We start from the raw sequence: 18,633 nt of genomic DNA, 5'->3' as shown, positions 1-18,633 counted from the left end.
CACTGACAGTGGCGCTGTTGCTCCTCGCTGTCGGTGGCTGCGACGACGAGCAGGGGGTGGGCTCGCCCGGACACCGGGACGCGCCCGCCCCCAGCATCTCGGCGAGCGGCTCCGCCAGCAGCCCTGGGGCCTCCTTCCGGGTTCGGTCCCGGTACGCCACGACCGACGCGGTCGACGCCGTACCGGGCCGCGAGTTCCGGGTCAGCTTCAGCCTGAGCGGCACGACGGCGCCCGGGCGTACCCTCAACCACCTGGGCCTGACGCCGGACGGGCAGATGATCACCGCGGCCAACCCGGCCGCCACCACCCGCAGCGGCGAGGTGGTCATCGGCCAGAGCCAGGTGGGGCTCTACGCAGGCAGCCGAGTGCGCGGCATGTCCCCCGCCCCGCACGGCGCGGCCCGTCAGGCCATCTACGGGGACGCCGACGAGCGGACCGTGGCCTGGCTCGAGACGACCAGCACCGACATGTACCAGATGGACTGGCGGGTCTACGGCTTCGACCGAGCTGCTGGCCGGACGGTGCTGCTTGGCGATTCCGCAGCCGTCGCCAAGGGCAGGAAGATGCCCATCCCACCCGGTTCGTCGATGCTCTCGGTGGGCACCGACCGGGTCTACTGGACCACGGCCGTCCCCACCACCGGTCAACCCGAGTTCGGTGCCCAGGTCCTGGGCAGGTCCGTCACCGGGAGCCGGGCGGCGGAGGTGGTGGCCGAACGCGCGAAGCTCCCCGCTGCCGCAGGCAGCGACCTCTACTACGTGCGCTCAGCGGACGTGTCCCCCGGCTTCCCGGCGGACCGGTACGAGATCCGCAAGGTGACCGGTGGCCGGGACGACCTGCTCACCACGGGCCCGCTGACAAAGGAACAGCAGGTCACCGCCCTGACAGCGGAGCCCGGTCGGGTTGCCTGGATCGTATCGGCCCCGGCACCGGAGCCGAACGCGTCGCTGTTCGTCCTGGACACCGCCACCGGAGACGCCACCGAGGTCACACTCGGTGACGACGGCACCTCCATGACGCTGAGCTCCTCCCCGCGCTACGTCTGCTGGAGCAACGGCAGCGGCGGTGGCGATGCCGGCCAGTACGCCCTGGACGTCAGGACGCAGCGGCTCTGGCGGCTCGGCGAAGCGCCCGGGTTGAGCCTCGTGTTCGCCGCAGGTGACTACGTCGCCTGGTCGAAGCTCGGCGCGGAGCCGCAGAAGCCGGACCAGAACTCCCTCACGGTGGCCAGACTGGCGGCCACCGGCGGCTGACTGTTCCGCCACACCGGACGGGCCGTCGGCGTGTCCGGTGTGGCGGGTGGGAGCCACCGGAACCGGCTGATCGGTCCGGCCCCGGTGGCTGGGCGGACGGAGAACGGTCGAGCCCCTTGCCAGGTATTGATGAATATGCTTATTTTGCCTCTCATGAGCGCCGGCCTTTCAGGTCAGGCGCTCCTTCGCCCTCACGCCCTCATGACTTGGAGCGGCATGAACATTGTCCCGCCAACCGGCGCACGCCGACGCCTACTCGTCGCGTTGCCCACCCTCGCCCTCGTCGCCGCGTCACTGACCGTGACCGGCAGTGCGGCGGCCCAGCCCGCCGGGCCGGCCACACCGACCCGGATCGGGGCCGACGAGCACTACCTCAACTACGCCGAGCCGGAGGTGCAGCCGGACACCGCGGGTAAGGAGGTGCGCGGCGCCGACGGGATCCGCACCCCGGCTGCGGACGAGGCCCGCGCCTACGACCGCAAGTTCGCCGGCGGCAACCCGCTGGCCGCCCGGGAACTGGCCCGCAACGAGGCGCGGGCGATCCGCACCGGGCAGAGCCCGCGCGCGTTCAAGAAGGCCAAGAGCACCCAGACGGCCAAGCTGCTCACCCTGCTGGTGGAGTTCAACGACCAGGCCAACGACGACTTCACCGGGGTGATGGTCCCCAAGACGGTCTTCGAGGACCGCACCTGCGTGCCCGGCACCGTCCAGAACGGACCGAAGCACAACAACATCCCCAACCCGGCGACCCTGCCGCACGAGGACAACAACTCGATGTGGGTGCCGGACTTCTCGCCCGCCCACTTCGACAAGATGCTCTACACCAAGCAGGGCATCACCGAGCGGGTCCGTAAGGACCTCAAGGGACCGGACGGCAAGAAGGGCATCGACCTGTCCGGCCGCACCATGCACAACATGTACCTGGAGATGTCCAAGGGCGCGTACACGGTGGACGGGCAGGCCAGCCCGTGGATCACCGTGCCGCACTCGGAGGGCTGGTACGCGGCCTCGCGCTGCTTCCAGGACGAGACGGGCGCCTGGGTCGCCGGTCGGCAGCAGGCGATGAACGGCCACCCGGACAACCCGCAGGGCGCGGGGCGGCTCGCCACCGACGCGATCGACGCGCTGGCTGCGGCCGACCCGAACTTCCCCTGGGCCGACTACGACATCGAGGACCAGGGCGACCGCGACGGCGACGGCAACGTCAACGAGCCGGACGGCGTGATCGACCACCTGGTGCTGGTGCACGCCGGTCAGGGCAAGTCCCGTGGCGGCGGCGACCAGGGCGTGTACGCGGTCTGGGCGCACTCCTCCACGGTCGCCGGTGGCTACACCATCCCCGGCACGAACCTGAAGGCGTCCAACTACATCGTGCAGCCGGAGGACGCCGGGGTCGGCGTCTTCGCCCACGAGTTCGGTCACGACCTGGGCCTGCCGGACCTCTACGACACCTCGGGCAACGCCGACTCGGACGTCGACTTCTGGGACCTGATGGCGTCCGGCTCGCACACCGGTGAGATCTTCCAGGCTCTGCCGACGCACATGGGCATCTGGGACAAGTGGGTGCTGGGCTGGGCCGATCCGCTCACCATCGCCCCCGGCACGCGGACCCGTACGGCGTCGCTCGGGCAGACCTCGCGGACCCCGGTGGGCACCCAGGACGGCATCAAGATCGACCTGCCGGACAAGGTGGTCACCCTCGCCCAGCCGCACAGCGGCACCGGGATGTGGTACAGCGGCTCCGACCAGGCCTGGGCGGACGTCAAGCTCAGCCGGCAGGTGGCCGTCCCGGCCGCCACCGACGCGAAGTTCTGGATGTGGAACAACTACGTCATCGAGGAGGACTGGGACTACGGCTTCGTCGAGGTCTCCACCGACGGCGGAGCCACCTGGGCCGAGCAGAAGGTCTACGACGCGGCCGGTGCGCTGGTCTCCACGAACGACGGGTACGCCGACCCGAACGGCCGCATGGTCGACTTCGGCAACAAGAAGTACGGCCTGACCGGCAGCACCGACGGCTGGCGGCACGACTGGATCGACCTGTCGGCGTACGCCGGCACGACCGTACAGGTGCGGCTGCGGTACGCCACCGACGAGGCGTTCCAGGAGCGGGGCTGGTTCGCCGACGACCTCTCGGTCACCGGCGGTGGGGCCACCACGTTCAGCGACGACGTCGAGGGCGGCACGAACGGCTGGACGCTGACCGGTGGCACCTTCACCGACACCACCGGCGCGGGCTGGCACATCGACCCGGGCACCCAGGTCAAGGCGCAGTACTACCTGGCCGAGTGGCGCAACTTCGACGGCTTCGACATGGGCCTGAAGTACGCCTACGACACCATCTACTCGCACGAGGCGTGGAAGGTGGACCGGATCTCGTACAACGCGCCGGGGATGCTGGTCTGGTACCGGGACACGATGCTGGGCGACGTCAACCACGTCACCGGGCAGATGACCGCGCTGCCCAGCTACGGGGCCAAGGGCGGACTGCTGATCGTGGACTCGCACTACGATCCGCTGCGGCGTACCGGTGAGGCGGCGGCGAAGGACCCGTCGGTGCTGGACAACCTGCCGAGCCGGCCGCAGTCGGCGAACGCGGCGTTCTCGCTGAACCCGACGTACCCGTTCACCGAGTGCCTGGAGGCGGCGGACGAGCCGTACAGCGCGTACTGCACGAAGTTCCCGCGGCAGCACCCGGTGTCGGGCTTCAACGACGCCAAGGGCTGGTACCCGGGCATCGAGATGCGCGACGGTGCGCCGTACGCCCGGGACAACGACGCCTCGGTGGTGGTCCCGTCGCGGGGCAACAAGCCGTACACCACCCGGGTGGTGAACCCGGACGGCACGCCGGCCACCGAGTTCTACGGCGTGACGCTGGGCGGTGGGGCGATCGTGCTCGGCACCGGCAACCCGTCGGACTCGAAGGTCCGCAACGGGGTCTCCATCAAGATCGAGTCGGCCGCGCCGGACAACTCGTACGCGGTCGTCCGGATCACTCCGGCGAAGTACTGAACCCCGCGTCGGGTAAATCCGACGATGCGGCGGTAAGGGTCAGCAACTGACCGTTTGGTGAACAGTGGGCCGGTGGCGGAGATGCCGCCGGCCCACTGTTTCACGCATCGCAGCAATCCAATCGAAATACATCACTGCGATTCCCTGCCGAGGCGTCCGCGCTGCTCATGACCGTTGATGAACATGCGGTGTGTGACGGTGAAAAGCGATCTCATCAAAATCTTGCAACAAATCGACGCGTACATCTTCCCACCCGTCCCGGCAGTGTCTATGTTCACCATGGGTCCCACTAGTGGGACGTTCCATGCCGGCCCGTACCCCCGTTGGGTCGGTTCCCTCACACCGGAGGTACCACGTGCGCAAAGTCGCAGTGGGTCTGCTCGGGCTCTCGCTGACGGCGACAGGTCTGGTGACGGGTACGTCCGCCAGCGCTGCGCCGACGCCGAAGCTCCCGACGGCCGCCCCGTCGATCGCGGAGCCCGCCAACGCGGACCACGATCTGCCCAACCCGCTCGAGACGAAGCGGCGGGCACTGCGCCAGGAGGGCCTCAGCGAGGTCCTCTCGGGTAAGGTCAAGGCGCAGAAGATCAACGGCAGCACGGTCGTCAAGGTTGGCAAGACCCAGGCTGCGGGGCGGAACAACGCCCGGACGACGGCTTCGGGCGTCGCCCAGACGCAGGACCAGTACGTCGAACTGGGCCGCGAGAAGACCGACAAGATCTTCGTCATCCTCGCGGAGTTCGGCAACGAGCGGCACCCGAGCTACCCGGACCAGGACACGGCCCCGGCCGTCCCCGGCCCGACCCGGTTCGACGGGCCGCTGCACAACGAGATCCCGGCGCCCAACCGGGCGGTGGACAACTCCACCGTCTGGCAGCCGGACTACAACGCCGACTACTACCGGAAGATCTACTTCGGCACCGGTCAGGGTGACGAGTCGCTGAAGCAGTACTACGAGGCCCAGTCCTCGGGTCGCTACAGCGTCGACGGTGAGGTCACCGACTGGGTCAAGGTGAAGTACAACGAGGCCCGGTACGGCCGTTCCAACGGCTACCCCTGCGCCTCGAACGTCTGCAACAACACCTGGAACCTGGTCCGGGACGCCGCCAACCAGTGGGTCGCCGACCAGAAGGCGGCCGGCCGCACCGACGCCCAGATCGCCGCCGACGTCAAGTCGATGGACGAGTGGGACCGGTACGACTACGACGGCGACGGCAACTTCAACGAGCCGGACGGCTACATCGACCACTTCCAGATCGTCCACTCCGGCGGCGACCAGGCCGACGGCGACCCGATCCAGGGTGAGGACGCCATCTGGAGCCACCGGTGGTACGCCTTCGCCTCTGACCAGGGCAACACGGGCCCGTCGACCTTCCCGGGCGGCGGCACCCAGATCGGCAACACCGGCGTCTGGATCGGCGACTACACGATCCAGCCGGAGAACGGTGGCCGGAGCGTCTTCTACCACGAGTACGGTCACGACCTCGGTCTGCCGGACGACTACAACGTCATCAACAGCGGTGACAACAACAACGAGCACTGGACCCTGATGGCCCAGAGCCGGCTCGGTGCCAAGAACGACCAGGGCATCGGCGACCGGGGCGGCGACCTCGGCGCGTGGAACAAGCTCCAGCTCAACTGGCTCGACTACGAGGTCGTGGTGGCCGGCCAGCAGAAGACCCTCAACCTGGGCCCGCAGGAGTACAACTCCGACAAGGCGCAGGGTGCCGTGGTCGTGCTGCCGCAGCGGGAGTACAGCTTCCAGAACGGCAAGCCGTTCGAGGGGACGAAGCAGTTCTTCTCCGGCAACGACGACGACCTGAACACCACGATGACGCGGACGATCGACCTCACGGGGAAGACCAGCGCCGCGCTCACCATGAAGGGTCGTTACTCGATCGAGGCGGACTACGACTACCTCTTCTTCGAGGCCAGCACCGACGGTGGCCAGACCTGGTCCACCCTGCCGGGTACCGCCAACGGCAAGGCCCTCAAGGAGATCTCTCCCGGGCGCTTCGCCCTGGACGGCTCCAGCAACGGCCAGTGGGTCGACGTCAACATCCCGATGAACGCGGCGGCCGGCAAGGTGGTGCAGTTCCGGCTGCGCTACCAGACCGACGGCGGTGTCTCCGAGGGCGGCTTCTACGGTGACGCGATCACCATCACCGCCGATGGGCAGACCGTGCTCACCGATGGTGCGGAGGCCGGTGCCGCCGGCTGGACCCTGAACGGGTTCAGCGTCGTGGCCGAGACCTACATCCGCAAGTTCGACAACTACTACATCGCGGGCAACCGGTCGTACGTGTCGTACGACCAGTACCTCAAGACCGGCCCGTACTACTTCGGTTACGCGAACACCCGCCCGGACTACGTGGACCACTACGCGTACCAGGAGGGTCTGCTGATCTCCTACTGGAACCTCCGGTGGGCCGACAACGACACCTTCGACCACCCGGGCGAGGGTCGGAACATGATCATCGACGCGCACCCGGAGCCGCTGTACAACCTGACCGGTGCCCCCTGGCGGGCCCGCGTCCAGGTGTACGACGCGCCGTTCAGCCTGAAGAAGGCGGACTCGTTCACGCTGCACATCAACAGCGTGCCGCAGTACGTCCGTGGTCAGGCCGCGCAGCCGCTGTTCGACGACACCAAGCAGTACTGGTACCCGGAGCTGCCGAACCACGGCGTCAAGCTCCCGGCCACCGGCACCAAGATCAAGGTTGTGGAGCAGAACGGCACCTCGCTGAAGGTCCGCTTCTCCTGATCCGCTGATCAGCGCACCATCCGCTTTACCCGATGCCCGGGCAGGTCTCCTGCCCGGGCATCGGCCCGTTCCGGGCAGGTCGCTGTCAGCCGCCCCGGCTCCGAGCGAGGGGTGCCGGCCCACCGACGACGTGGCACGCTGGCCGTGCGCGTACCCACGTCGGGTGCGCCGGGAACGGAGGCACCGTGACCGACGACCGGACCCCGACCACCGACCCGTCGCCCGACACCCGGGCGTCGGACCCCGGCCCGGGTGGGGCCCCGCCCGCCGGCCGGCCGACGCCACTCTCCGCCACCCCGCCGGCCCTGCGGCGGCCCGCCGCGCCCCCACGGCACCCCACCGACCTGCGCCGGGCCGACCGGCTCGCCGGCCGGATCAGCCGGGGCGGCGACGGCCCCTGCTACGGCCTGGTCACCGACGACGGCCGGGAGTACGCGCTACACGGCACCGGCCTGGGCACCTTCGCCACCGGCACCACCGTCCTGGTCACCGTCGGGCCGGCCGATCCGGCCGCCACCTGCGGTCCCGGCATCCCGGTGGGCATCGTCGCCATCAACGTGGTCCGCTGAGCCCACTCAGCCCGACGGAGCACTGCCGGCGGCCCGATTCCACCCGATCCGACCGGCCCCGGTTGAGCCCGCTCAGCCGGTTCGGCCGCGCCGCCCGGGTCGGCGGGGCGATCGACCGGTGCCGAGGTCCTAGGCTGTGCCCCATGACCGAGCAGCGTGGCGGGCCCGTCGACGAGTCCTGCGTCCTCACCGAGGGGCCGTGGACGCACCGGTTCGTCGGCGCTAACGGCAGCCGGTTCCACGTCGTCGAGGCGGGCACCGGCCCGATGGTGCTCTTCCTGCACGGCTTCCCCGAGCACTGGTGGGCCTGGCACACCATGCTCCCCGCCGTCGCCGACGCCGGCTTCCGGGCCGTCGCGGTGGACCTGCGCGGCTACGGCGCCAGCGACAAACCCCCCCGGGGGTACGACGGCTACACCCTCGCCGCCGACGTCGCCGGCCTGATCCGCGCCCTCGGGGAACGCTCCGCCACCGTGGTCGGCGCCGGTTCGGGCGGACTGATCGGCTGGACGGCCGCCTCGTTCCACCCCACCCTGGTACGCCGGCTGGTGGTGCTCGGCGCACCCCACCCGCTGCGGCTGCGCGCGGCCATCTTCGCCGACCCGCGCGGCCAGTTCGCCGCCTCCACGCCGGCGCTGAAGTTCCAGCTCCCCCGGTACGAACACGTGCTCACCCGGGACGACGCCGCCGAGGTGACCCGGATGCTGCACCGCTGGGGTGGACCCCGCTGGGTAGCCGGCCCGGAGTTCGACGGTTACGCGCAACGCTGCCGGGAGGCGATGCTGATTCCGCAGGCCGCCTTCTGCGCCCTGGAGGGCTACCGGTGGGCCTTCCGCTCGGTGCTGCGCCTACACGGCTACCGCTTCGTCCGGTTGATGCAGAGGCCCCTGGCCACCCCCACCCTGCAACTGCACGGGGCGGCCGACGTCGCCTCCCTGCCGCGTACCGCCCAGGGCTCCGGCCGGTACGTCAGCGCCCCCTACGAGTGGCGGCTGCTCGACGGGGTGGGCCACTTCCCCCACGTGGAGGCCGGGGACGTGGTGCTCGGCGAGATCCTGCGCTGGACCAAGTCCTGACCCGGCCCGTACCCGGGCGACGACGGTGAGCGGGCCACCCTCGCCGCCGGCCACCCGCTGCCGACGGTCACGAGCGCGGTGTCGACGGATCCACTGCCGGCTGATCCACTGCCGGCTGGTCTGACGACCGTGGGCCGAGGGTCAGACCCGCTGTTCGCGCAGGTCGACGACCTCGGCAGCCGGTGCCCAACCCTGGTAGACACCGAAGTCGAAGACCTCCAGCCCCATCGCCTGCGCCACCGGCCAACGACCACCGGTGTACTCGACCCGCAGCCAGCCGTCGTGCTCACCGAGCACGATGAACGGTTGCCCCTGCCAGGTACAGGTGGTCCGCACGTACGCCAACTTCTCGACCTCACCGGCCGGGACGACCCGCACGTACCGGCCGGGGCGTACCTCCTCGAAGCCGTCCGCGGGCTCCGGCTGGTAGATCCGCACATGGTCGCCGTCCGGGCTGACCTGGTATTCCCGGCCCTGCCAGCGGGCCACGTAGCCGTCGCGCATCACGACTGCCCCACCCGTCGCCAGACCAGCGCGTCGGTGTCCAGGATGGCGATGACCCGTTCGGTGCCCTCCGCGCCGATCCGCCAGAGCTGCGCCCCGTGCGGCAGCCGGGCACTGTCCACCTTGAACTCGGCCACCACGTCGCTGCTCTCCCCCGGGGCGAATCCGTTGCCCCGGAACGGCGCGCGTTCGATGACCCAGCCCTCCATGGCCCGCATCGCCGCCTCGTTCTGCCCGCCGTACGGGATGCGGTAGAGGCTCGGCCGGTACGCCGGCCAGCGCAGCACGTAGGCCGCCTCGGCGTCGCGGGCGAAGGGGGAGCCCGGGTAGCCCAGTCCCAGGGCGTCGTGCAGTTCCGCCGGGGTGGTCAGGTGGGCCAGTTCACCGGCCCGGTGCACGAAACCGGAGACCCGGTCGTAGCCGCGTTCCAGGTAGTAGGCGAGCTGGCTCGGGGCGATCGCCTTCTGCATCACCACCGGGCGGGACGGATCGGTGGCCGGCGGGCGTACCGGGTGCGTTCGGCCGGCGCCTCGGCGGCGGCCACCGGCTCCAGGTCCGCCTCGTCGCCCAGCCCGACCTCGGCCGCCCAGCTGGCCAGGGCGACGATCTGCTCGCCGGGGAGCTTGGCCCCGACCGGGGTGCCGGGGTTGACGGCGAACGCCCAACCCGGGTCCGGCCAACACCGGATCAACTGCACGAAGCGCACCTCGATCGTCTCGACCGGTGGTACGTCGTGCTCGGCCAGCCGTTCCGGTGAGGTGTAGACCACCACGAACGTCTCGCCGTCCGTGGTGCCGGTGCGCCACGCGAAGCCGGGCTCGCCGGGCCGGCTGCCGGTCACCGAATCGGGATTGACCGGCAGCAGCACCCGGGCCAGCAGCAGGGTGGAGAGGAAACCGTCGGTGCTGCCGGCACCGGCGGCGTCCAGCAGGTTCTCCTCGACCTCGTTGGCGGGCAGGAACGACTCGTCGACGGCGGCGACGGGCGGGGCTGTCGGGGCGGCGACGGGCGGGGGCGTCGTGGCGAACCCGGCCGACGCGGCGGTGACCGGACCCGGGTCCACCGCCGCAGCGACCGGCGCGGTGGGCGCAGCGGCCGGCGGAGCCACCGGGCCGGCAGCGGGCCCCGCCGCCACCTGCGATGGAACCGCCTTCGCGGCCCGTTCGGAGGCCGGAGTCCACAGGTCGTCGGCGGCGGGCCGGGTGGCCGCACCCGAGGCGGGCGTCGGGGAGGTCGACCCGGCGACTGACGTCGGGGAGGTCGGCCCGGCGGCGGAGGGCTGAACGGGTGGCGCGGGCGGCCCGGCGTTCCCGTTGAGGTTGACCGTGTCCTCGGCGACCGGGCCGCCCCCAGCCGCCACCGGGACCACCGGCGGCTCAGGGACCACCGGCGACGCGGGAGCCGCCACCGGGACCACCGGCGACGCGGGAGCCGCCACCGGGACCACCGGCGGCGCGGAAGCTGGCGTCGGGACCACCGGCGGTGCGGGAGCTGGCGCGGGCACGACCGGCGGTGCGGGAGCTGGCGTCGGGACGACCGGTGGGGTCGGGGCAGCGGCCGGAGCGGGGGCGACGGGCAGGTCGCGGGACTCCAGGATCACTCCCTCTATCACGATGGGCGTGAACCCCCGGCGCGACGCCGGCGGCCCGGAGACCGGTTCGGCGGCGGAGGACGGCACCTCCTCCGCCTCGTCCGGCACCGGACCGGGCATACCGTTCGCGCCGGGCATGCCGTTCGCGCCGGGCATGCCGTTCGCGCCGGGCATGCCGTTCGCGCTGGCGAACATGTCGGCCCTGCCGCCGGACGGGCCGGCCGGTGGCGGCTGCCGGATGCCCGCCGACGCGTCCGGGGCCGGCTGCCGGCGGGGCAGGGCCTGGGTCGCCTCTGCGGCAGGCGGCCCCACCCGGAAGGCCCGGGTCGGCTCCTCGGCCAGCGGGTCGCGTTGACGGCCGACGGCCGCCGGCCCGTTGCCCGGAGCGGGGCGGGACGGCTGGCCGGGCGGGCCGACCTGGAACGCCCGGGTGGTTTCGTCCTCGACCGGTTGGGCGGGCGCCGGACGACGCCGGGGGAAGGGCTGACCACCCATGCCGGGCCGGGCCGGTGGCGTCGCCCGTTCGCCGGAACGCAGCGGGTTGTCCCGTGGTGACCGGGAGGCGCCCCGGGCGGCGGACGGTTCGAAGAACGACGTACGCCCGTTGGTCGGACCGGCGGCCTCCTCGCCCAGGAGGCGGCGGCGGGGGACCGTGGACCAGCCGCCGTTGTGCTGGCCGGGTGCCGGAGCGGGGTCGGGGGACGCCGGGCCGGCGGACCGGCCGTGATCGGGCGACCCGGCAGCGACGTCGCGTGGGCCACCGGGCGCGGCGACCGGACGACCCCGCTCGTCGGTCAGCGACGCACCCTCCGCCGGGCGGACGGCACCACCGGCGGGTGGTACCGAGGCTGCTGAGGGGACCGGGCGGGGCGGGCCCAGCCGGCGGGGCCGGTGGAGAGGTCGGCGGTCGGTTCGACGTCGGACGTCCCGTCGGCCGGGAGCCAACCCGGCGTCCGGTCGGGCTCCTGGCGGGACCGCACGCCCGGGGCGCGACCGGGCAACCGCACGTCGCCCCGGGAGAGCTGGGACACGAACCACGCAGGCAGGTAGCCCTCGATCGGCAGCCCGGGATTCACCGCCAGCCACCACTCGTGGTTGGGCCACTCGACGGCCAGGTCGGCGTAGCGGCTGCGCCGGCACGGACCGGCGGAGGCGCCGAGGCAGGCGTGCATGGCGGCGGCCGAGGTGAAGGCCAACACGTGGGTCCGGCCACCGGTGGTCCAGGTGCCCCAACCCATCGGCGTCGCCCCGGCGAGAGCCTGGCCGGAGACCGGAAGGAAAAGGTCCGTACCAGCCAGAATCCGGAAGTAGCGTTCCTGGTCGCTGGCGCGCAGCGCGTCACGCATCGCCGTCTCGGCCTCGGTAGCCGGCTCCCAGTCGGTCACGGCCACCTCTCCTCCCGGATCAGGCCACAGGCGTCGCGTACAACCTACAAGGTGAAAACAAGATCACAATAAGTCGGTCACCAGCCGGCCGACCTGGCAGCCGACCAGGCACTAACATCGCGTTACGGAGTCGACACGATACGGAGGCGGTCGATGTCCCGACCCGGCAGCCGACAAGCGCCCACCATTCTGGCGGCGGCCCTGCTCGCCGCGCTGCCGGCGGTCACCGTGTCGTCGGTCACCCCGGCCCACGCCGCCCCGGCCTGCGCCACCGCGCCCGCGCCGGCCAGGCCGGTCGCCGCTCTCCCCTGGCCCCAGCGACGGTACGCCCCGGAGCGGATCGCCCCGCTCGCCACCGGCACCGGCGTCACCGTCGCGGTGATCGACTCGGGTGTCGACCGGCGGCACCCCCAGTTGCGGGGCCGGGTGCTCGACGGCGCGGACTTCCTCGACCCGGGCGGCGACGGCACCCGCGACTGCGCCGGTCACGGCACCGGAGTGGCCAGCATCATCGCCGCCGGGGAGGGGGCGGGGGTGGCCTTCCGCGGGCTCGCACCCGGGTCCCGCATCCTGCCGGTACGGGTGAGCGAACAGCAGGTCGTCGAGGGGCGCGAGTCGGGGCGTACGGTCAGCGCCGCCGACTTCGCCCGGGCCGTCCGCTGGGCGGTGGACCACGACGCCGACGTGCTCAACCTCTCCGTCGTCCTGTACGCCGACAACCCGGCCGTGCGGGACGCCATCGACTACGCGGTCCGGCGCGACGTGGTCGTGGTGGCCGCCGCCGGCAACCTGCACGACGGTGGCGACCCGCTGCCCTACCCCGCCGCGTACGACGGGGTGCTCGGTGTCGGTGCGATCACCCCGGCGGGCATCCGCACCCCGTTCTCGCAGGTCGGGACGTACGTCGACCTGGTCGCCCCGGGCAGTGAGGTGTTGATGGCCGCGCCGGGGCAGGGCCATCAGCGTGCCGAGGGGACCAGTTACGCCGCCCCGTTCGTGGCGGCCACCGCGGCGCTGCTGCGGCAGTACCGGCCGGAACTCAGCGCCGCCGAGGTGACGCGCCGGATCGTGGGCACCACCGATCCGGCGCCGGGCGGGCGGCGGGGTGGCTACGGGGCCGGCGTGCTCAACCCGTACCGGGCGGTCGTGGAGACCGGCACCGGTCCCGGGCCGGCCGCCCGGTCGACGCTGGCGCTGCCGGCGGAGCGGGCCGACCCGGCGCTGCTGGCCCGGCAGCACCGCCGGGCGGCGGCCCGGGACCGGGCACTGCTGGTCGCCACGGTCACCGGCGGGGTGCTCGCGGTGGCGGTGCTGCTGGCGGTGGTGCTCCCCCGGGGCGTCCGCCGACGCTGGCACCCGGCCCGGTCCGCCTGACGACGACACCCGACCGGGTCCGCCTGGCGGCAGCGCCCGACCGGGTCCGCCCGACGACGACACCCGACCGGGTCCGCCCGACGACGACACCCGACCGGGTCCGCCTGGCGGCAGCGCCCGACCGGTGGGTCGTCGGACGCTGCCGCCAGCACGGGCGGCTCACTGGAACAGGCCGACGTTGCGCTTCTCGGTGTTGAGGTAGTCGGCGGCGGAGTCGTCCACCGCGAGCTTGATGTCGCGCAGCATGGCCTGGAGGTCCTGCGAGGCGGACCGCCACCGCGCCTGCCGTTGCTCGTACGCCTGCCGGGCCTCACCGTCCCAGCCGGCGATCAGCGGGGCGGCATCCCGCTCCAGTTGACCGAGCTGCGCGTCGAGGGTGTTCAACGCCTTCTGGATGTCCGCGCCGGCCTGGTGCAAGGCGGCGAAGTTGACGACCAGCACACCGTGGTCCATCGGATGGTCCCTCCCCGGGATGGTTCAGAGTGGCAGTTGGATGCCGCGATTGGTGCCGGCGACCCGGCTGGCGGCCTCGGTGTCCGAGACGTCGTAGTGCCGGCCGGCGGTGCGGATGGCCGTCGCGGTCTCCCGCAGCGCCTGGTGCAGCGCGGCCTGGTCTTTTCCCCACTGCTGTTTGACCTGTGCGAACGAGCGCCCACCGGCACCCCGCCAGGCCTGCTGCAACACCTCCAGCTCGGTCATCAGGCCGGTCAGCATGGCCTGCAACGACTGGTCGACCTGCTCGAACTTCGCAGCGGTGCGCTGCATCACCGCAGCCTCTGCCTGGGTCTGGGCCATCCGGACGTCACCTCGTCTCTTCGGTCGGAGCCGATCCACGCCCTCCATGGGGGACGGCGGCCCGCTGGCGGTGGGCCTGGCGGGACGATGTCGGCGAAACTCGTCGCTGACGGTAGTCGCACCATCCCGGTTGTGCTACCCCGCCGCTATCCCCTGTGGACAACCTCCGCACGCGCGACGGCCGGGGTCCCCATCGGACCGCCCGGGCCACTACCATGGGTCACGCCTCCGTCGCGTTGCGGTCCGATGTGGTCGGACCCACCCCCCACCGGTGGGGGCGATCCACCCGGACACCCGACCCCACCCGGGTCGGTCACCGGCACACCACGAGCCGCACGCACATCACCACGGGCCCACCCGCACCGGGGCCCACCCGCAGCACGAGGTGCCCGCACCACGACGACGCCGACACCGGCCGCGCCGGGATCGGCCACGACACAGCAGCAGATCGACCACCACGTCCCGGGGTGGGCGGAGAGCGTGACGGAGGAGGCGCGGTGTCGGCGGGCACGACCGATCGTCCGGCCCGGCGTCAGCCGCCGCGGAGCCACGGGGGCCCGCCCCGAGCCCGCACGGGCTCCGCCGTGCGTGCCGGCCAGGTGGTCGCCACGCAGGTGGCGCTCGCGTTGCCGCTGGCCGCGTACGGTCGCGGCGCGGGGCCGGCCGTACTCGCCGCGGTCGGGGCGGTCGTCCTGGCCGGCCTCGCCTGGGGGCGGTGGCGTGGGCGGTGGCTCTTCGCCTGGTGGGGCACCGCCACCGGTTACCTCACCCGACGGCGCGGGCTACCCCGCGACGCCGCCCCGGCGGCCCTGCTGGACCTGGTGCTCCCCGGCGCCGTGCTGGGCCCGGTGGAGCTGGCCGACGGGCCGGCCGGGGTGATCGACGACGGCACCGGGCTGACCGTCCTGCTCGACCTGGGCGACCCGGGTGACCTGCTCGGCGACCGGCCCCACCCGCTGCCGGCCCCGGCACGCTGCTGCCGCCGGCCGGGATGGCGCAACCGCCCGTGCAGGTGCAGGTGCTGCTGCACGCCGTGCCCGCCCCGGCGGCGGGGGTGGCCGGTGGCGCGGCGGGCACGTCCTACCGGCAGCTGACCGAGGGGCGGCTGCCGGGGCAGGAACATGCCCTGCTCGCGGTCCGGGTGCTGCGTGCGCCCGGCTGGTCCGACAGCGACCTGCGCCGGGCGCTGGCCGGTACGGTACGCCGGATCGGCCGCCGGGTCGGGCCGGTGCCGGCCCGACCGCTCGGTGAGCACGCGGCGCTGCGGGTGCTGGGTGAACTCGCCCACCACGAAGCCGGTCAGCCCGTGCGGGAGACCTGGTCGACGGTGCGCACCGGCGGCCTGCACCAGGCCACCTTCCGGTGGGACCGCTGGCCGGACGCCCGGGTCGATCCGGGTCGCCGGTTGGTGGCCCGGCTGCTGGCGCTGCCGGCGACCGCCACCAGCGTGTCGCTCTGTGCCGGTCCGCAGTCCGGCGGCGACACCGCACCCCCACCGGCCGAGTTGACGGTACGACTGGCCGCCCCGACGCCGGCCGGGTTGGCGCTCGCCGCCGAAGGGTTGTGCCGGCTCGCCGCCGACGCCGGTGGTGAGCTGCGCCGGCTCGACGGCGGGCAGCTCCCCGGCCTGGCCGCCACACTGCCGTTGGCGGTGCCGGTGCTGGCGAAGGGGACCGCACCGCAGGTGGAGCCACCGGAACTGACCCTGGGTGGGGCCGGGCTGATGGTGGGGGCCAACCGGCACGGTGGTGCGGTGACCGTCCGGCTGTTCCGCGCCGAGGGCACCCGGCTGGTGCTGGTCGGTGGGCTGGCCGCAGCCCAACTGCTGGTGCTGCGGTCGTTGGCGCTGGGCGCGGGGGTGCTGGTGCAGACCGGCCGGCCGCGCTCCTGGGAGCCGTTCGTGCGGGGGGTCGGCGGGCAGCAGGGCGGGGTCGTGGTGGTCCCGACCGGGCGGCCACCGGGTGCCACCGGTTCGCCACTGCGACCGCTGCTGGTGGTGGTCGACGCGGGCACCATGGCCGAGCCGCCACCCGGGGCGGCCTGGGTGTCCACCCTGGTGGTCCGGGACGAGCTGACCCCGCTGGACGTCGACACCCTGGGTCGGGCCGACCTGGCGGTGCTGCAACCCCTCGACCCGGCGGAGGCCGCCCTGGCGGGCACCGCGCTGGGGTTGGGCGGCTCGGCGGAGTGGCTGACCCGGATCCGGGACGACATGGTGGCGGTGGTCAACCGGCGGGCGTTGCGGTGGGCACTGCTTTCGCCCACCGCGATCGAGTCGCAGCTGGTCGGTCGCCCCGGCCGGCGCTGACCGGAAAGCCACGGCGGTTTCCCCAGGTGGACCAGGCGTGGCACGATCCCGGCCATGGATTTTCTGAAGGGCCTTCTGATCCGACTGGGCTCCACGGTGGTGGCTTTCTGGCTGGCGACGTTGTTCATCCCGGGCATCACGCTCGACACCGGTTCGGCCGGCGAGGCGATCGTCACCCTGGTGCTCGTCTCGGTGATCTTCGGCGTGGTCAACGCGGTGCTCCAGCCGATCATCAAGACCGTCGGTTGTGGTTTCTACCTGCTCACCCTCGGGCTGATCGCACTGGTCGTCAACGGTCTGCTGTTCCTGCTCACCAGCTGGATCGCCGACCAGGCGAACCTGCCCTTCCACGTGGACGGGTTCTGGCCGGAGGCGGTGCTGGGCGCGCTGCTCGTCGGCATCGTGACCTGGATTCTGGGCGCCATCCTCGACCGCGACTGACCCGCCTGCCGGCCACCGCCCGATGCCAGCCGGCACGGCGGTGGCCGGCAGGATGCCAGCCGCACGGCGGTGGCCGGGCCGGCCAGCTGCGGCCACCTGACGGAAATTGGCTGGCGGGACGGGCCCCGGATGGGGTTAGCGTGACGACGTGTTCTCGCTGACCCGCCCTGACGGCTACCAGCTCAGCACCGACCCGGAGCGGATCGACCGGGACCGGGTGCACCACTGGCTCTCCACCGACGCCTACTGGGCGCTCGACCGCAGTCGGGAGACGACGGAACGGGCCTTCGCCGGGTCGATCCCGTACGGCGTCTACCGCCCGGAGGACGGCGCGCAGGTGGCTGTCGGGCGGGTGGTCACCGACCGGGCGACCTTCGGTTGGCTCTGCGACGTCTACGTCGCCCCCGAGGCGCGGGGTCGTGGGTTGGGCACCTGGCTGGCCGGCGCGGTCCGCGACCACCTCGCCGGGTTCGGCGTACGCCGGATCGCCCTGACGACCCTCGACGCCCACGGGGTGTACGCGAAGGTGGGCTTCACGCCCGCGCCACCGCAGCAGTGGATGGCGTGGGTGAACGGGCGGTGACCCCGCTCACCGGCAACGAACCCGAGCCGGTCCCACCCCTTACGGTGGGACCGTGACTCCGTTGCGGCTCGGCTATCTCTACGGCTTTGGCGCGTACCTGATCTGGGGTTTCTTCCCGATCTACCTCAAGCTGCTGCGCCCGGCCGGGCCGGTGGAGATCCTCGCCCACCGGATCATCTGGTCGGTGCTGTTCGTCGCGCTGCTGCTCGCCGCCCTGCGTAACGTCGGTTTCCTGCGCTCGCTGGCCCGCCGCCCCCGGACGCTGGCCGGGATCGTCGTCGCGGCGGCCCTGATCGCGGTGAACTGGGGCACCTACATCTACGGGGTGAACTCCGACCGGGTGGTGGAGACCGCGCTCGGCTACTTCATCAATCCGCTGGTGTCGGTGCTGCTCGGGGTGTTCGTGCTGCGGGAGCGGCTACGCCCGGCGCAGTGGGTGGCGCTCGGGGTGGGGGCGGCGGCCGTCGCGGTGCTCACCGTCGACTACGGTCGGCTGCCCTACCTGGCGCTGACCCTGGCGGTCAGCTTCGCCGGGTACGGGTTGGCCAAGAAGCGGCTCGGGCTGCCGGCGGCGGAGGGGCTGTTCGTCGAGTCGGCGGTGCTGGCGCTGCCCGCCCTGGCCTACCTGGGTTGGCTGGCGAGCCGGGGCGGCTCGACGTTCGGGCAGGTCTCGGCCGGGCACACCGCGCTGCTGGTGGCGGCCGGGGCGGCGACCGCCATCCCGCTGCTGCTCTTCGCGGGCGCGGCCAACCGGTTGCCGCTGACCGCGCTCGGCATGCTCCAGTACGTGGCCCCGATCCTCCAGCTCGGCTGCGGCGTGCTGATCTTCCACGAGCCGATGCCCCCGGCCCGGCTGGCCGGCTTCGCCCTGGTCTGGCTGGCCCTGCTGATCTTCACCCTGGACGCGGTGCGGCACGGCCGGCGCAACCGGGCCGCCGCCCGCGCCGCCGCGCCGCTCCCGGCCGCCGCCCACTGAGC

Annotated in this window: 15 protein-coding genes and 1 pseudogene; 11 read left to right on the top strand and 5 right to left on the bottom strand. The window is 72.6% G+C overall.

All coding sequences use genetic code 11. The features are described from left to right. The first annotated feature begins 17 nt into the window (after positions 1 to 17). The 5 genes from J7462_RS21865 (at position 18) to J7462_RS21845 (ending at position 8,674) form a co-directional block, all read left to right on the top strand. Positions 18 to 1,253 (top strand): hypothetical protein, encoded by a 1,236-nt coding sequence (locus tag J7462_RS21865; protein WP_219465919.1) that lies wholly within the window; start codon positions 18 to 20, stop codon positions 1,251 to 1,253. Between the two features lie 216 nt (positions 1,254 to 1,469). Beyond that, positions 1,470 to 4,265: an immune inhibitor A domain-containing protein gene (locus J7462_RS21860; RefSeq protein WP_219465918.1), complete on the top strand. Its 2,796-nt coding sequence runs from the start codon at positions 1,470 to 1,472 to the stop codon at positions 4,263 to 4,265. 370 nt (positions 4,266 to 4,635) lie between these two features. Next, positions 4,636 to 7,029, top strand: a complete 2,394-nt coding sequence (locus J7462_RS21855; protein WP_219470594.1) for an immune inhibitor A domain-containing protein — start codon at positions 4,636 to 4,638, stop codon at positions 7,027 to 7,029. A 185-nt stretch (positions 7,030 to 7,214) separates the two neighbouring features. Further along, positions 7,215 to 7,598 (top strand): hypothetical protein, encoded by a 384-nt coding sequence (locus J7462_RS21850; protein ID WP_219465917.1) that lies wholly within the window; start codon positions 7,215 to 7,217, stop codon positions 7,596 to 7,598. A gap of 143 nt (positions 7,599 to 7,741) precedes the next feature. Then, the gene (locus tag J7462_RS21845; RefSeq protein WP_219465916.1) at positions 7,742 to 8,674 is read left to right on the top strand and encodes an alpha/beta fold hydrolase; all 933 of its coding nucleotides are present in this window, start codon (positions 7,742 to 7,744) and stop codon (positions 8,672 to 8,674) included. A gap of 141 nt (positions 8,675 to 8,815) precedes the next feature. Here the strand turns inward: J7462_RS21845 and J7462_RS21840 are convergent, their stop codons facing one another. The 3 genes and pseudogenes from J7462_RS21840 to J7462_RS33705 form a co-directional block, all read right to left on the bottom strand. Beyond that, positions 8,816 to 9,181, bottom strand: coding sequence for a hypothetical protein (locus J7462_RS21840; protein WP_208565535.1), 366 nt, complete (start codon positions 9,179 to 9,181; stop codon positions 8,816 to 8,818). Continuing rightward, a pseudogene (locus J7462_RS33710) lies at positions 9,178 to 10,631 on the bottom strand (SseB family protein); the annotation flags it as partial. The pseudogene J7462_RS33710 and the gene J7462_RS21840, both read right to left, overlap by 4 nt. A gap of 932 nt (positions 10,632 to 11,563) precedes the next feature. Next, entirely contained in the window at positions 11,564 to 12,154 is a 591-nt protein-coding gene (locus J7462_RS33705) for an SseB family protein (RefSeq protein ID WP_219465915.1), read from the bottom strand. A gap of 153 nt (positions 12,155 to 12,307) precedes the next feature. Between J7462_RS33705 and mycP the strand changes: the two genes are divergently transcribed. Further along, entirely contained in the window at positions 12,308 to 13,528 is a 1,221-nt protein-coding gene (gene mycP, locus J7462_RS21825; protein ID WP_219465912.1) for a type VII secretion-associated serine protease mycosin, read from the top strand. Positions 13,529 to 13,687: 159 nt separating this feature from the next. Here mycP and J7462_RS21820 read toward each other — a convergent pair whose 3' ends face one another. Then, the gene (locus J7462_RS21820; RefSeq protein WP_208565533.1) at positions 13,688 to 13,981 is read right to left on the bottom strand and encodes a WXG100 family type VII secretion target; all 294 of its coding nucleotides are present in this window, start codon (positions 13,979 to 13,981) and stop codon (positions 13,688 to 13,690) included. 24 nt (positions 13,982 to 14,005) lie between these two features. Then, on the bottom strand, positions 14,006 to 14,323 hold the full coding sequence (locus tag J7462_RS21815) for a WXG100 family type VII secretion target (RefSeq protein WP_219465903.1): 318 nt from the start codon (positions 14,321 to 14,323) through the stop codon (positions 14,006 to 14,008). Between the two features lie 584 nt (positions 14,324 to 14,907). Here J7462_RS21815 and J7462_RS32450 point away from each other — a divergent pair. The 5 genes from J7462_RS32450 (at position 14,908) to rarD (ending at position 18,631) form a co-directional block, all read left to right on the top strand. After that, positions 14,908 to 15,417 (top strand): hypothetical protein, encoded by a 510-nt coding sequence (locus tag J7462_RS32450; RefSeq protein ID WP_255597833.1) that lies wholly within the window; start codon positions 14,908 to 14,910, stop codon positions 15,415 to 15,417. After that, entirely contained in the window at positions 15,315 to 16,631 is a 1,317-nt protein-coding gene (locus J7462_RS21810) for a type VII secretion protein EccE (RefSeq protein ID WP_255597832.1), read from the top strand. The genes J7462_RS32450 and J7462_RS21810 overlap by 103 nt, the downstream gene beginning before the upstream one ends. Before the next feature lie 54 nt (positions 16,632 to 16,685). Next, positions 16,686 to 17,072 (top strand): phage holin family protein, encoded by a 387-nt coding sequence (locus J7462_RS21805; RefSeq protein ID WP_208565530.1) that lies wholly within the window; start codon positions 16,686 to 16,688, stop codon positions 17,070 to 17,072. 148 nt (positions 17,073 to 17,220) lie between these two features. Further along, positions 17,221 to 17,655, top strand: coding sequence for a GNAT family N-acetyltransferase (locus J7462_RS21800; RefSeq protein WP_208565529.1), 435 nt, complete (start codon positions 17,221 to 17,223; stop codon positions 17,653 to 17,655). Between the two features lie 52 nt (positions 17,656 to 17,707). After that, positions 17,708 to 18,631 (top strand): EamA family transporter RarD, encoded by a 924-nt coding sequence (rarD, locus tag J7462_RS21795; RefSeq protein WP_219465900.1) that lies wholly within the window; start codon positions 17,708 to 17,710, stop codon positions 18,629 to 18,631. Positions 18,632 to 18,633 lie beyond the last annotated feature (2 nt).

It is taken from the genome of Micromonospora sp. RL09-050-HVF-A (assembly GCF_019374995.1).
GTDB classification, from domain to species: Bacteria; Actinomycetota; Actinomycetes; order Mycobacteriales; family Micromonosporaceae; genus Micromonospora; species Micromonospora antibiotica.
The sequence above is the reverse complement of the archived record's forward strand: the minus strand, read 5'-3'. Positions and strand labels throughout refer to the sequence as shown.

Excerpts from the sequence above, each read along its gene's own strand:
- J7462_RS21860 (WP_219465918.1), top strand. The coding sequence starts at position 1,470 with ATGAACATTGTCCCGCCAACCGGCGCACGCCGACGCCTACTCGTCGCG.
- J7462_RS21845 (WP_219465916.1), top strand. The coding sequence starts at position 7,742 with ATGACCGAGCAGCGTGGCGGGCCCGTCGACGAGTCCTGCGTCCTCACC.
- mycP (WP_219465912.1), top strand. The coding sequence starts at position 12,308 with ATGTCCCGACCCGGCAGCCGACAAGCGCCCACCATTCTGGCGGCGGCC.
- J7462_RS21820 (WP_208565533.1), bottom strand. The coding sequence starts at position 13,981 with ATGGACCACGGTGTGCTGGTCGTCAACTTCGCCGCCTTGCACCAGGCC.
- J7462_RS21815 (WP_219465903.1), bottom strand. The coding sequence starts at position 14,323 with ATGGCCCAGACCCAGGCAGAGGCTGCGGTGATGCAGCGCACCGCTGCG.
- J7462_RS21810 (WP_255597832.1), top strand. The coding sequence starts at position 15,315 with ATGGCGCAACCGCCCGTGCAGGTGCAGGTGCTGCTGCACGCCGTGCCC.
- J7462_RS21805 (WP_208565530.1), top strand. The coding sequence starts at position 16,686 with ATGGATTTTCTGAAGGGCCTTCTGATCCGACTGGGCTCCACGGTGGTG.